The following is a 13,773-nucleotide window of genomic DNA, read 5'->3' as shown; positions in this document are numbered from 1 at the left end:
GCTGGCACAAAACCCCTGAAATTCTGACCGAAGGAGTCAACTATGCGTTCGATCATCCTCGCCTCGCTGCTTGGTGCCACCGCGCTGCCGGCGCTTGCGCAAGACGTGAACATCTATTCCCACCGCCAGCCCGAATTGCTGAAGCCGCTGACCGACGCCTTCACCGAAGCGACCGGCATCACCGTCAACACCGCCTTCGTGGACAAGGGCATGGTCGAACGGTTGCAGGCCGAGGGAGATCGCAGCCCGGCCGACCTGATCATGACCGTCGATGTCGCCCGTCTGGGCGAGGTGAAGGACGCCGGCGTCACGCAGCCGGTCGAGGACGAGGCGATGCAGGTCGTTCCCGAAGAACTGCGCGACGCGGACAACCACTGGTTCGGTCTGACGACCCGCGCCCGCATCGTCTATGCCAGCAAGGAACGCGTGGCCGATGGCGAGGTCACGACCTATGAGGATCTGGCCGATCCGAAATGGCAGGGCCGCATCTGCACCCGCCCCTTCTCGGACGATTACAACGTCGCGCTGACCGCCGCCTATCTGGCCCATCACGGCGAGGAAGAGACGAAGGAATGGCTGCAAGGCATCAAGAGCAATCTGGCGAAGAAGCCCGAGGGCAGCGACCGCGCTCAGGTCAAGTCGATCTGGGCCGGGGAATGCGACATCAGCCTGGGCAACACCTATTACATGGGCAAGATGCTGGAAGACCCCGAACAGAAGGAATGGGCGGAATCGGTGCGGATCGTGTTCCCCACCTTCGAGGATGGCGGAACGCATGTGAACGTCTCGGGCGTGGCGATGACCAAGGCCGCGCCGAACAAGGAGGCCGCGCTGCAGCTGATGGAGTTTCTGGTCAGCGACGAGGCGCAGCGGATCTATGCCGAAACCAACTATGAATTCCCGGTCTCCGATCATGTCGAGCGGTCCGAACTGGTCAAAAGCTGGGGCGAGTTCACGCCGGACAACGTCGCGCTGAGCGAGATTTCGGAACTGCGTCCGCAGGCGCTGACGCTGATCGAAGAGGTGAATTTCGACGGCTGAGCCTGGCGGGGATGGGGGCCGGGGGCGCGGCCCCCATCGCCTGACGGCGATTCCCCCGGGGTATTTGGACAAAGAAGAAGGGCGCGGGCTTTCGGCTTGCGCCCTTTTTGCAGGCGTCGCAGAACGACGGACAGGACAGAGGGGGGGCGCGCATGGCCGACAAGATCATCATCGACACCGATCCGGGCCAGGACGACGCCGTGGCGATCCTGCTGGCGCTGGCCAGCCCCGAGCTTGAGGTTCTGGGCATCACCGCCGTCGCCGGCAACGTGCCGCTGGCGCTGACGGAACGGAACGCGCGCCAGATCGTCGCGCTGTCTGGCCGCACCGAGGTGCCGGTCTTTGCCGGCTGCGACGCGCCGCTGTCGCGTCCCCTGGTGACGGCGGAACATGTGCACGGGAAAACCGGTCTGGACGGCATCGCGCTGCCCGCACCGCGCCTGCAACTGCAACCGCGCCACGCCGTCGATTTCATCGTCGAGACGCTGCGCGCCCAGCCCGAAGGCACCGTCACGCTGGTGCCGATCGGGCCGCTGACGAACATCGCCACGGCGCTGCAACGCGCGCCCGACATCGCCGCCCGTATCCGGCGGATCGTGCTGATGGGCGGCGCCTATTTCGAGGTGGGCAACATCACCCCGGCGGCCGAGTTCAACATCTATGTCGATCCCGAGGCGGCGCGGATCGTCTTTGCCTCCGGCGTGCCGCTGGTGGTGCTGCCGCTGGATGCGACGCATCAGGCGCTGACCGACCGCGCGTGGGTCGAGGCGATGCGCGCCCTGCCCGGCCGCTGCGGCCCGGCGGTGGCAAGCTGGACCGATTTCTTCGAGCGGTTCGACAGGGAAAAATACGGCAGTCTCGGCGCGCCGCTGCACGATCCCTGCGCGGTCGCGTGGCTGATCCGCCCCGATCTGTTCGAGGGGCGCCAGATCAATGTCGAGATCGAGACGCAGGGAGAGTTCACCACCGGCATGACCGTGGCCGACTGGTGGCGCGTCACCGACCGGCCGGCGAATGCGCTGTTCATCCGAAATCTGGATCGCGACGGCCTGTTCGCCCTGATGCACGAGCGGATCGCGCGCCTGCCCTAGTCCCCCGCGGCGGGCGTATCGTCCTGCGGCGCGTCGGGCGCGGGCCTGCCGGTATCGGTGTCGGGGGCGAGGACGGCGGTGGGAAGATCGGCGCCGTCGCCCAGTGTCTCGTCCAGCCGGGTGATCAGATCGGGGGTGATGTCGATGGCATCCAGCGACACAAATACCGTGCGCCGATCCAGCACCGCGACCGCGCCGCGCTGCTGCATCATGTCGCCCATGATGGGCAGGGCGGCCTTGTAAAATGCCGTGCGGTCGGCGTCGGCGCGGGCGTTCAGGTCCGTCACCGCCTGCGCGCGTTCCCGGCGCACGGCGGTTGCGCGGGCATCGAACGCCTCGGCCAGACGGCGGAACTCGGCCGCGTCCAGCGTCGCGCGGCGTTCGGTCAGCTGCGCCTCTTCGGCGGACAGCTGTGCGGCGAGGCGTTCGTTGTCGTCCGAGATTTTCTGGCCCGCCGCCTCGACCTGACGTTGCGCCCGCTGGCCCCAGGCCGATTCGGCGAAAAGGCGTTCCTGATCGACCGTCAGCACCGGCGCGATGACATAGCGCGGCGCATCCTCGGCGCTTTCGATGGTCCGCATCGGCATCGCATCGGACGGTTGCGCCTGCGGCTGCCGGTTCGGGCGGAACGGCGGCGCCTGCCGGTCGGGCGACGCATCGGCGCCCGGTTCGGCCAGATCGGGCACCACGGGCGGCGCGCCGGGCTGCTGCGCGGGGGCCGCGAAGGGTGCGGCCGCCAGCAACAGCAGGGAAACGGCAGACAGCCCCGGCCGCGCCATCAGAACCGCGTCGAGATCGTCAGATCGAAGTTCTGATCCTCGTCGTAATCTTCCTTACGGATCGCCTTTGAAAAGTTGAACCGCAGCGGACCGATGGGCGTGGTCCAGAAGATCGAGGCCCCGACCGCGGCGCGGACATACATGCTGTCATCGACCTCGCTTCCGTCGCTGCCGGTGGTGTTGTCCAGCCCCCAGACCGAACCGATATCGGCGAAAAGACCGCCGGTGATGCCGTATTCCTCAGGCAGGCCGACGGGGAACTGCGCCTCGGCGCGCGCGGCCCAGAAGTAGTTGCCGCCCAGCCCGTCCTGGTTCACCGCCGACAGGTCGCGCGGACCGATGCCGTTGGGCTCGAACCCGCGGATCTTGGTGCCGCCGCGATACCGGTCGAGGATCCAGGTCGAATAATCGTCATAGGCGGTGATCGCCCCCGCCTCGATCTCGGCGCGCAGCGTCACCTCTTCGCGCCAGGCGTTGCTTTCCAGGCCCGCCAGCGCCGCCGTGGTGACGGTCTTGGTGTCGCCGCCCACGCCCGCGAAATCCTGCGCGAAACGCAGCTTGTAGCTGGTCAGCGGATCAAGCCCGGTCAGCCGCGTGTCCCAGGTATAGCTGTAGCCAAGGGCCGAGGTCACACGCTCACCTTCTTCGTCCTGCAACAGGACCGAGCTGTCTTCCTCGACATTGGACAGCCGGTCCTGCGCCAGGCTGTAGCGCAGTTCCAGCCGGCCATTCGCCGAGATGGGAAATTCGATCGACGGCCGCAGGTTGATCGACCGGGTGTCGTAATCCGAATTCAGGCTTTCGGTTTCCTGGTATCCGGCGCGAAAGCCGAACCTGAGGTCGCGGCCCAGAAAGAACGGCTCGACAAAGTTGATGCTGCCCGCCCGGTCGCCTTCGGCGGTCGAGATCTGCAAGCCCAGTGTCTGGCCGCGCCCCAGAAAGTTCGTCTCGTTCAGCGACGCGTTCACGCCGATGCCCGCATTGACGCCATACGATGCGCCGAAGGACAGCGACCCGGTCGGCTGTTCCTCGACATTGACGTCGACGATCACCTGTTCCTCGCTGCTGCCCTGCCGGCTGTTCACCTGGGCGTCCGCGAAATATCCCAGTGCCCGGATCCGCTCGGCCGCGTTGCGGATCTCGCGCGGGTTGAACGGATCGCCCTCGACGACGGTGAACTGGCGGCGGATGACCTGGTCAAGCGTCGTGGTGTTGCCCTCGATGTCGATGCGTTCGACGAAGATGCGCGGGCCGCGGGTCAGCGCGAAGGTCAGGTCCAGCGTCTGGTTCGACGGGTTGCGGGTGACGCGCGGTTCGATATTGACGAAGTTCAGCCCCTGCTGGATGGCCACTGTTTCCATCCGGCGGATGGTGTTGTCGATGGCGGCGGGGTTATAGACATCGCCGCGATCCACCCGGTTCTGCGCCGCAAAGGCCGAGGCATCGACGCCGGCGATTTCCGAGATCGTGGTGACCCGGCCAAAGCGATAGCGCGGACCTTCCTGGATGTTGAAGGTGATATAGAACGCATCGCGTTCGCGGGCGATTTCGGGGGCGATGGCCTGCACCCTGAAATCGGCATAGCCGCGCGAGCGATAGAAATCGGTCAGCAGCTGTTCGTCCAGCGGGATGCGTTCGGGCGCGAAGGTGTCGGCGCGGATGAAGGTCCGCAGGATGCCGGCCTGTTTCGTCTCAAGCACCTGGCGCAGCCGCCGGTCGCTGAAGGCGCGGTTGCCGGTAAAGCTGATCCGCTCGATCTCGGTCACGTCGCCTTCCCGGATCTCGAACACCAGATCGACCCGGTTGTCGCTGCGGCGGATGATCTTGGGATCGACGCGGGCGGCCAGACGGCCCTGCGTGGCATAGGCCTGGGCGATGTTCCGGGCATCGGTGATGGCAAGGCTGGGCTGATAGACGCGGCGCGACTGGCTTTGCGCGATCTGGGCCAGATCCGCGTCATTCATGCGGCGATTGCCCTCGAAGCTGATCTGGTTGATCGTCGGATATTCGCTGACCCGGATGATCAGCAGACCGCCCTGCGGCACGATTTCGACCGTCTCGAACAGGCCCGACCCCTGCAGGCGCTGCACGGCGTCGTTCAGCTCGCCCGCCGACACGTCCTGTCCGCGCGCGATATCGGCGTAGGACAGGATCGTCGCCGGCTCGATCCGCTGCGCCCCCTCGATCCGCACGTCGTTGAAGACGTAGGCTGCCGCAAGCTGCGGCATCAGCAGCCCCGCCGGCACCGAGATCGTCAGCGCCGTCATCAGCGCCACCGCGCCCTTGCCCAGTTTGCGTGTCATTGCCGCCCCTTTTATGTTCCAGCCTGTGGCGCCCTTTGGGCGCGTTCTTTTGCGTCAATCTTGTGCCTCAATCTGCCTGTCCTGTCAAAAGCGCATCGCGCCTCAGGGGCAGAAAAGATCGTTGGTGAGCCCGAAAATCATCAGCGTCAGCACGGCGGCCATGCCGATTGCGGTCAGCAGATTCAGCGCCCGGTCCGATGGCGGGCGCCCGGTCACGGCCTCCCATGTATAAAACATCAGATGGCCGCCATCCAGAACCGGGATCGGCAGAAGGTTCAGGAATCCGATCGCCGCCGACAGCACCGCGATCCACCACAGAAAGCTGGCGCCGCCGGCGCTGGCCGCCTGTCCGGTGCTTTCGGCGATGCTGATCGCACCGCCCAGATTGCAGCTGCCGATCTGGCCGGTGATCATCGCCCACAGCCCCGACAGCGACGAGGCGATGATGTCCCAGGTCTGCGCCGCGCCCAGCCACAGCGCCTCGGCCGGGCCGGCGCGGCGGGTGGCGGGCGCGAAAAAGCTTTCGCCCCCCGTCACCCCGATCAGCCAGCGTTTCTCGTATCCGCCATCCGCCGCCGGCAGGTCCTGTTCCTTGGGAACCAGCGTATAGCTGGCCACGCCCTGGCCGGGCCGCCACACCTGCAGCAGCAGGGGCTGGCCCTGCGCGGCCTCGACCAGATCGCGCATCTGGCTGAACCGGGTGATCGGCCGATCCTCGATGGCGATCACGACATCGCCGGCCATCAGCCCGGCATCGGCGGCCGCGCCGCGCGGGGCGACGCCGCTGATCCGCGCGGGCATCGGATCGGGGCCCTGCACCACCAGATCGTCGCCGCCGCGCTGCACGCGCCATTCCTGCTGCGGCGCGACGGGCAGGTTCTGCGCGGCGCGTCCGATATCGGCCCAGGTGTCGACCGGCTGATCGCCGATGGCCAGGATGCGGTCGCCCGGTTGCAGTTCGTTGACGATGCCCGGCGGCGAGGGCGCGATGCGCCCCACCTCGACGCGGTCGGTCGGCAGGCCCTGAACCATGGCAAAGCCGCCGAAGATCAGGATCGACAGGATGAAGTTGAACACCGGCCCCGCCAGCAAGGTCGAGAACCGCGCCCATAACGGCGCGCCGGCCAGCGTCTGCCGGCGATGCGCGGGATCGACCGGCCGGCCGGTGCCGGCGCTGGCCGCGTTGGCGTCGCCCATGAAGCGGACATAGCCGCCCAGGGGGATCGCGGCGATCTGCCACAGCGTGCCGCGCCGGTCGCGGCGGGCCGCCAGTTGCGGCCCGAACCCGACCGAGAACACCTCGGCCCGGATGCCCGACCAGCGGCCGACGATGTAATGTCCGTATTCGTGCACGGTCACGATCACCGCCAGCGCCACAAGAAAGGCTGCCAGCGTATACAGCGTGCCGCCGAATTGCGGGATCAGATCGGTCATGCGGCGGCCTCTTGTCGTGCTGCGGCGTCCCAGTCAAGCACCGTCTGAAGATCCTCGGGCGCGCGGGCAAAGCCGTCGCGGCCGGACAGGGCCTCAAGCGTCTGTTCGACGCGCGGCGCCATCTGCGTGAACCCGATGCGACCGGCGATGAAATCGTCCAGCGCCTGTTCCTTGGCGGCGTTGAACACCGCGCCGGCCATCCCGCCCGCCGCCATCACCTCGCGAGCAAGACGCAGCGCCGGCCAGCGCGTTTCGTCGGGCGCGCGGAAGGTCAGGCTGCCGATGCGCGCCAGATCCAGCGGCGCAACCGGCAGCGGCGCGCGGTCGGGCCAGTTCAGCGCATAGCCGATGGCGTGGCGCATGTCGGGCGCGCCAAGATGCGCGATGCTGCCGCCATCGACATGGTTCACCATGGCGTGAACGATGGATTCCGGGTGGATCAGGACCGCGATCTGGTCCTGACGAAGGCCGAAAAACTCTTTCGTTTCTATGACTTCCATCGCCTTGTTGAACATTGACGCGCTGTCGATGGTGATCCGCTGGCCCATCGCCCAGTTGGGATGGGTCGAGGCCTGCGCGACGGTGGCCGCCGCCAGCCGTTCCAGCGGCCAGTCGCGGAACGCCCCGCCGGACGCGGTGATGGTCACATCCTTGACCGCGTCGAGAGGTTCGGACCCAAGCGCCTGAAAAATCGCGGAATGTTCTGAATCGACCGGCAGGATCGTGGCCCCGCCCTGCACGGCCGCGCGACGGATCAAAGGGCCGGCGCAGACCAGCGATTCCTTGTTGGCAAGGGCCAGGACGCCGCCCTGCGACAGGGCGACCAGACCCGGCATCAGCCCGGCCGATCCGACGATTGCCGACAGAACCCAATCAGCCGGACGCGACGCAGCCTCGCGCAGCGCCTGCGCCCCGGCTGCGGCCTGCACATCGCTGCCGGCCAGCGCCGTGCGCAGATCGTCCAGCAACTCGTCATGGGCGGTCACCGCGATCTCGGCCCGCAGATCGCGCGCCATCGCGGCCAGACGAGCAATGTTGCGCCCGCCGGTCAGCGCGACCGTGCGATAGGCGTCAGGTCCACCCGCACGACGGATCAGATCGACGCCGTTCGCCCCGACCGATCCGGTCGCCCCGAAGATCGAAATCCTGCGCATGTCTCAGTTCACCACCGGCAATCTGGTCAGCAGCCCGATCAGCATCGTCGCCAGCACCGCCCCCGTCACCGCGTCGAACCGGTCCATGAACCCGCCATGCCCCGGAATCAGGTTCGAGCTGTCCTTGACCCCGGCCCGCCGCTTCAGCCAGCTTTCGGCGATATCGCCCATCTGCCCGGCAAAGCAGACCAGCGGCGAAATCCAGATCAGCGCGACTTCGCCGTGATCCGACAGCCACAACAGCGTGCCCAGGATCGCCGCCCCGATCCAGCCGGCCACGGTGCCGGACCAGGTCTTCTTCGGGCTCAGCGAGGGCCAGAATTTCGGGCCGCCCAGCATCCGGCCAAAGAAATAGCCGGCGGTGTCGGACACGATCACGATCCCCATCAGCCACAGCACGAAGGCAAGGCCGAACTCTTCGCGGAAGCCGACCAGACCATAGGCGACAAGCTGGATCGCGATCCCGAACAGCGTATAGACGACCCGGTCGCGCGCCGCAGCGCCCGGCAGACCCGCCAGGATCGGCAGGACAAGCAGGACGATGCCCAACGGGTGAAACGACACCAGCGCCGAAAACTGCGCCAGCCCCGCGATCAGCGCCAGCATGATCGGACGCCAGCGGCCGAACGCGGTCAGATGCATTTCCGGGTGGCGCCAGCCGGTCATCGCGGCCAGTTCCCAGAACGTCACCGCCGCGATCAGCGACATGCCCAAGCGCAGCCAGATCCCCGAGGCAAAGGCCAGCAGAACGCCGATTCCCAGCAGGACCACCGTGGAGGCGACGCGCCGCGACAGATCCGCCCATTTGCCCGCCGATGCGGGGGGAACTGACGGGCGCGGCGTCATGTGCCCCCGAAGCGTCGCTCGCGCAGTCCGAAACGGTCCAGGATCTCGGCCAGATGATCGGGCGTGAAATCGGGCCACAGCGTCGGCGTGAACTCGTATTCGGCATAGGCCGCCTGCCAGGGCAGGAAATTCGATGTCCGCGTCTCGCCCGAGGTGCGGATCACCAGATCGGGATCGGGTTGTCCGGCCGTGTCCAGACAGGCGGACAGATCGTCCTGGCCGGGCTGCGCGATCTCGTCGCGGGCGATCTTCTGGGCAAGGCGCAGGGCGGCGCGGGTCAACTCGTCCCGGCCGCCGTAATTGATCGCGACGGTCAGGTTCAGGCGCGAATTGCCGGCCGTGCGCGCCTCGATCGAGGTCATCAGCGCCTGCAATTTGGGGTCCAGCCGGTCGCGACCGCCGATAAAGCGCAGCCGCACACCCTCGGCCGACAAACCCTCGGCCTCACGCTCGATATAGCGGCGGAAGATCTTCATGAGACCCAGCACCTCTTCGGTCGAGCGTTTCCAGTTCTCGGTCGAGAACGCATAGACGGTCAGCCAGTTCACGCCCAGATCGGGACAGGCGCGGACAATCTGCTTGACGCGCTCGGCGCCGCGCCGATGCCCGACCAGACGCGGCCAGCCGCGTTCGGTCGCCCATCGTCCATTGCCGTCCATGATGATCGCGACATGTCGCGGCCGCTGTTCGGTGCCGCCCGTCGTCAGGGCCTGTGCGGTTTCGGCGGGCATCATCCCTCTCAGACCTGCATGATCTCGGCCTGCTTGGCTTCAAGCGCGGCATCGACATTGGCGATCATCCGGTCGGTCAGCTCCTGCACGGCGGTTTCCCAGAATTTCTGGTCATCCTCGGACATGCCGTCGGCCTTGGCCTTCTTCACCTGATCCATGCCGTCGCGCCGGACGTTGCGGATCGCAACCCGCGCGCTTTCGGCGTATTGGGCGGCGACCTTGGTCAGTTCCTTGCGCCGTTCCTCGTTCAGTTCGGGGATCGGCAGCATGATGATCGTGCCGTTGGTCTGCGGGTTGATGCCCAGACCGCTTTCGCGCAGCGCCTTCTCGGCCTTGCCGACCATCGCCTTGTCCCAGATGTTGATCGTGACCATGCGCGGCTCGGGGACGTTGACGGTGCCAAGCTGGTTGATCGGGGTCATCTGGCCATACGCCTCGACCTGCACCGGCTCGACCATCGAGGCGGAGGCGCGGCCGGTGCGCAGCGACGCGAATTCGTGTCGCATGCTTTCCATCGCGCCCTTCATGCGACGTTCAAGATCGTCGATGTCTATTTCGATGTCCTCTGCCATGTCGGACTGCCTCTGTCTTGAGTTTTGTCAGCTTGTAACCGCAATCCGGAAGCTTGGCAAAGGCTTTGCCGGCGAAATGGCACGCGGTTTACCGAATGGGTTAAGCGGTCCGCACCGGCCGGATCGCGCGCGCGTTTGGTCAGACCGTGGCCGAGGCGCGCCGGGTGCGCAGGGATTTGCGGACAAGCGCCAGCACGAAGATCAGCGTCAGCAGAAGAACGATGGTCGGCGCCGGCGCGCTGTCGAGGAAAAAGCTGAGATAGACCCCGGCGAGCATCGACCCCATGCAGACGATCACCGCGACCAGCAACATGGCGGCAAAGCTGCGCACCAGCAGGAACGCGACCGCCCCCGGCGTGATCAGCAGCCCCACCGCCAGAATCAGTCCCGTGGCCGACAGCGTCGCCACGATGGTCAGCGACAGGATGCCCAGCAAGCCGTAATGCAGCAGGTTGACCGACAGGCCCGACACCCGCGCCTGCGCGGGATCGAAGGCATGGAACAGGAAGTCCTTCCATTTCAGGATCAGCGCCGCGGACACAAGAACCGACACGCTGCCCGCCGTCCACAAATCCTGCGGCTCGACCCCCAGCATGTTGCCGAACAGGATATGATCCAGATGCACATTCGTCTGGATCGAGACATAGATCACGATCCCCAGGGCGAACATGCCCGAAAAGACGACGCCCATCACCGTGTCCTGCTTGATCCGGCTGTTTTCGGCCAGATATCCCGTGGCCACCGCGGTCAGCATCCCCGCGATGAAGGCACCGACGATCAGCGGGATGCCGGCGATATAGGCCAGCACGATCCCCGGCAGCACCGCGTGGCTGACCGCATCGCCCATCAGCGCCCAGCCTTTCAGCACCAGAAAGCAGGACAGCAGCGCGGTCGGGATCGACACGATCACCGCGATCAGAAACGCGTTCTGCATGAAGCCGAACTGGAACGGGACCAGCGCCGCCTCGATCATGGCGCCACCTCCTGCCGCAGCGCGGCCGCCGCCTTGCGCCGCGCCGCCAGCAGACCGTGCTTGGGCGCCAGGATGAAGGTCGCCCCGAAGATCAGCGTCTGCAACAGCACGATGATCCCGCCGGTCGCGCCGTCCAGAAAATAGCTGGCATAGGCGCCCACGAAGCTTGTCACCGCCCCGATCGCGACCGAGGTGATCAGAAGCCGCGGAAACCGGTCGCACAGCAGATAGGCCGTGGCACCGGGCGTCACCACCATCGCGATCACCAGAAACGCGCCCACGGTCTGCATGGCCGCGACGACGCTGGCCGACAGCAGCACGAAGAACACCGCCTTCAGCAGGCCGGGCCGCAGCCCGATGGACCGCGCATGGCTTTCATCGAAGAACACGACCATCAGATCCTTCCATTTCAGCAGCAGCACCGCCAGCGAGACCACGCCGATGATCGCCAGTTGCAGCGTATCTTCCGGCGTGATGGCCAGGATATTGCCCATGGTGATCGTCTGGATGGAGACCGCCATCGGGTTGACCGAGGCCATGAACAGCCCCAGCCCGAAAAACGAGGTGAAGATGATGCCGATCACCACATCCACCTTCAGCCCCGACCGGTCGGACAGAAACAGCATCGCCGCCGCCGCCAGCCCGCCTGAAATGAACGCACCCAGGGCAAAGGGCAGCCCAAGGATATACGCCCCGGCGACGCCCGGCACGACGGAATGCGACAGCGCGTCCCCGATCAGCGACCAGCCCTTCAGCATCAGATAGGCGGACAGGAAGGCGCAGACCGCGCCCACAAGCGCCGACACCCACATCGCCGTGGTCATGTAACCATAGGTGAAGGGTTCCAGAAGCAGGGTCATTTCCGCTCCTCGGTGATGCGCGTCTCGTTGCCGTATTGAACGAAGGGGCGTTCATCATCGCTGAGGATCGACAGCTTGCGCGCGTCGTCGTCGTCGTGCAGATCCGCGCCGCCAAGGGTGAAATGCCGCAGCACGCCGCCAAAGGCCAGTTCAAGATTCTCGCGCGTGAACGTGGTCTCGGTCGGGCCATAGGCCAGAACCGTGCCCTTGACCAGCACGGTGCGGTCGCAGAATTCCGGCACGGTGCCCAGATTATGGGTCGATACCAGCATCACCCGCCCCTCTTCGCGCAGATCGCGCAGCAGGGCGACGATCTGTTCCTCGGTCTTCACATCGACGCCGGTGAAGGGTTCGTCCAGCAGGATGACCTGCCCGTCCTGCGCCAGCGCGCGGGCCAGAAAGACACGCTTTTTCTGCCCGCCCGACAATTCGCCGATCTGGCGCTTGCGATAATCCTGCATGCCGACGCGTTCCAGCGCGACATCCACCGCCGCGCGGTCGGTGCGCGACGGGCGGCGCAGAAAGCCCATATGGCCATAGCGCCCCATCATCACCACGTCCTCGACCAGCACCGGAAAGGTCCAGTCGACCTCTTCGGCCTGCGGGACATAGGAGACCAGGTTGCGTTTCAGCGCCTCTTTCACCTCCAGCCCCAGAAGGCGGATCGTTCCTCTGGCCGCCGGCACGAAACCCATGATCGCCTTGAACAGCGTCGATTTGCCGGCGCCGTTCACGCCGACAAGGGCGGTGATCGTGCCGCGCGGGATCGCGAACGTGGCGTTGCGCAGCGCGGTATAGCCGTTGCGATAGGTGACGGTCACATCCACCGCCTCGATCCCGTCGGCCTTGTCGCTGCCGCCCGGTTCAGTCGCCATCGCCCTCTGGTCGTAATCTTTCATCGCGAACTTTCTGCCGGACATTCCCGGCGTGGCAGGGTCGTCCCCTGCCCCATGATGTCTGCCTATTCCCCGTCGCCCGCAAGCCCGTGGGCTATGGTCTGCGCCGTCACCCGCAGAAGATCCAGATAGCTGGGCACCGGGCCGTCGGGTTCGGACAGGCTGTCCACATACAGCACGCCCCCGAACCGCGCGCCGGTTTCGCGGGCGACCTGTTCGGCGGGCGCGGTGTTGACCGTGCTTTCGCAGAACACCACCGGAATGTCGTTGTTCCGGACGCCGTCGATCACCGCCCGCACCTGTTGCGGCGTTCCCATCTGATCGGCGTTCATCGGCCACAGATACAGTTCCTTCATGCCGAAATCCCGCGCCAGATAGCTGAACGCCCCCTCGCAGGTCACCAGCCAGCGTTGCCCCTCGGGGATGGCGGCGATGCGCTGGCGCAGGGGTTCCAGCGTCGCGCGCAACCGATCCTTGTAGGATGCGGCATTGTCCGCATACACGGCCGCATTCCCAGGGTCGTGCTGCGCAAAGGCTGCGGCGATGTTGTCGATATAGATCAGCGCGTTGCCCAGGCCCATCCAGGCATGCGGATTGGGCTTGCCCTCATAGGCGCCCGCCGCGATCGGGATCGGATCGATGCCGTCGGTCAGTGTCACCGACGGCACATCGCGCAGATTGGACAGGAACTGTTCGAACCACAGTTCAAGATCCAGCCCGTTCCACAGGATCAGATCGGCATCATGCGCCCGCACGATGTCGCGCGGCGTGGGTTCATATCCGTGAATCTCGGCCCCCGGCTTCGTCACCGACACGACATCGGCAGCCTCACCCGCCACGTTCTGCGCCATGTCCGCCAGCACCGTGAACGTGGTCACGACCTTCATCCGTTCCTCTGCCGCGCCCGCAGGCCCCGCCATCAACGCCAGCGCAAGCGCCAGTCCCGCGCCCCGCAGGCCCTTCCTGACAATCGCGCCCATGACCTTTCTCCCTCCATCCATCGCCGTGCCAGTCCCATCTTGTTGCGAGTCATTTGCAACATGAATAGTAGGTCCGACAGGAATTGCAACTGCCAATCATTCGCAAGAGGGGC

At 66.0% G+C, this 13,773-nt stretch carries 13 protein-coding genes; 2 read left to right on the top strand and 11 right to left on the bottom strand.

Features of this window, described 5'->3' with window-relative positions:
• Positions 1-42: 42 nt before the first annotated feature.
• Together JHW45_RS07825 and JHW45_RS07820 are read left to right on the top strand one after the other, a co-directional pair.
• Entirely contained in the window at positions 43-1,041 is a 999-nt protein-coding gene (locus JHW45_RS07825; RefSeq protein WP_272860316.1) for a Fe(3+) ABC transporter substrate-binding protein, read from the top strand.
• 152 nt (positions 1,042-1,193) lie between these two features.
• Positions 1,194-2,132 carry a nucleoside hydrolase gene (locus JHW45_RS07820; RefSeq protein ID WP_272860315.1) on the top strand — a complete coding sequence of 313 codons (939 nt, stop codon included), beginning with the start codon at positions 1,194-1,196 and terminating at the stop codon, positions 2,130-2,132.
• Here JHW45_RS07820 and JHW45_RS07815 read toward each other — a convergent pair.
• The 11 genes from JHW45_RS07815 to JHW45_RS07765 all read right to left on the bottom strand — a co-directional run bounded on the left by JHW45_RS07815 (position 2,129) and on the right by JHW45_RS07765 (position 13,600).
• A complete protein-coding gene (locus JHW45_RS07815) occupies positions 2,129-2,911 on the bottom strand; it encodes an OmpH/Skp family outer membrane protein (protein ID WP_272860314.1) in 783 nt (260 codons plus the stop codon). The two genes, JHW45_RS07820 and JHW45_RS07815, sit on opposite strands and share 4 nt — an antisense overlap.
• Entirely contained in the window at positions 2,911-5,214 is a 2,304-nt protein-coding gene (gene bamA, locus JHW45_RS07810) for an outer membrane protein assembly factor BamA (RefSeq protein WP_272860313.1), read from the bottom strand. The genes JHW45_RS07815 and bamA overlap by 1 nt, the downstream gene beginning before the upstream one ends.
• Before the next feature lie 102 nt (positions 5,215-5,316).
• On the bottom strand, positions 5,317-6,648 hold the full coding sequence (gene rseP, locus JHW45_RS07805) for an RIP metalloprotease RseP (protein ID WP_272860312.1): 1,332 nt from the start codon (positions 6,646-6,648) through the stop codon (positions 5,317-5,319).
• Positions 6,645-7,802 carry a 1-deoxy-D-xylulose-5-phosphate reductoisomerase gene (gene dxr / locus JHW45_RS07800; protein WP_272860311.1) on the bottom strand — a complete coding sequence of 386 codons (1,158 nt, stop codon included), beginning with the start codon at positions 7,800-7,802 and terminating at the stop codon, positions 6,645-6,647. Before dxr ends, rseP begins: the two co-directional genes overlap by 4 nt.
• Before the next feature lie 3 nt (positions 7,803-7,805).
• Entirely contained in the window at positions 7,806-8,648 is an 843-nt protein-coding gene (locus JHW45_RS07795) for a phosphatidate cytidylyltransferase (RefSeq protein ID WP_272860310.1), read from the bottom strand.
• Positions 8,645-9,382: a polyprenyl diphosphate synthase gene (gene uppS / locus JHW45_RS07790; protein WP_419181844.1), complete on the bottom strand. Its 738-nt coding sequence runs from the start codon at positions 9,380-9,382 to the stop codon at positions 8,645-8,647. Before uppS ends, JHW45_RS07795 begins: the two co-directional genes overlap by 4 nt.
• Before the next feature lie 5 nt (positions 9,383-9,387).
• Complete coding sequence (gene frr, locus JHW45_RS07785) at positions 9,388-9,951, bottom strand: ribosome recycling factor (protein ID WP_272860309.1); 564 nt, start codon at positions 9,949-9,951, stop codon at positions 9,388-9,390.
• Positions 9,952-10,090: 139 nt separating this feature from the next.
• Positions 10,091-10,924 carry a metal ABC transporter permease gene (locus tag JHW45_RS07780; RefSeq protein ID WP_272860308.1) on the bottom strand — a complete coding sequence of 278 codons (834 nt, stop codon included), beginning with the start codon at positions 10,922-10,924 and terminating at the stop codon, positions 10,091-10,093.
• The gene (locus tag JHW45_RS07775; protein ID WP_272860307.1) at positions 10,921-11,784 is read right to left on the bottom strand and encodes a metal ABC transporter permease; all 864 of its coding nucleotides are present in this window, start codon (positions 11,782-11,784) and stop codon (positions 10,921-10,923) included. The genes JHW45_RS07780 and JHW45_RS07775 overlap by 4 nt, the downstream gene beginning before the upstream one ends.
• A complete protein-coding gene (locus JHW45_RS07770; RefSeq protein ID WP_272860306.1) occupies positions 11,781-12,683 on the bottom strand; it encodes a manganese/iron ABC transporter ATP-binding protein in 903 nt (300 codons plus the stop codon). The genes JHW45_RS07775 and JHW45_RS07770 overlap by 4 nt, the downstream gene beginning before the upstream one ends.
• Before the next feature lie 62 nt (positions 12,684-12,745).
• Entirely contained in the window at positions 12,746-13,600 is an 855-nt protein-coding gene (locus tag JHW45_RS07765; RefSeq protein ID WP_272860570.1) for a metal ABC transporter substrate-binding protein, read from the bottom strand.
• Positions 13,601-13,773: the final 173 nt, after the last annotated feature.

Origin of the sequence: Paracoccus stylophorae (genome assembly GCF_028553765.1) — a bacterium.
Classification (GTDB): Bacteria; Pseudomonadota; Alphaproteobacteria; order Rhodobacterales; family Rhodobacteraceae; genus Paracoccus; species Paracoccus stylophorae.
The sequence above is the reverse complement of the archived record's forward strand: the minus strand, read 5'-3'. Positions and strand labels throughout refer to the sequence as shown.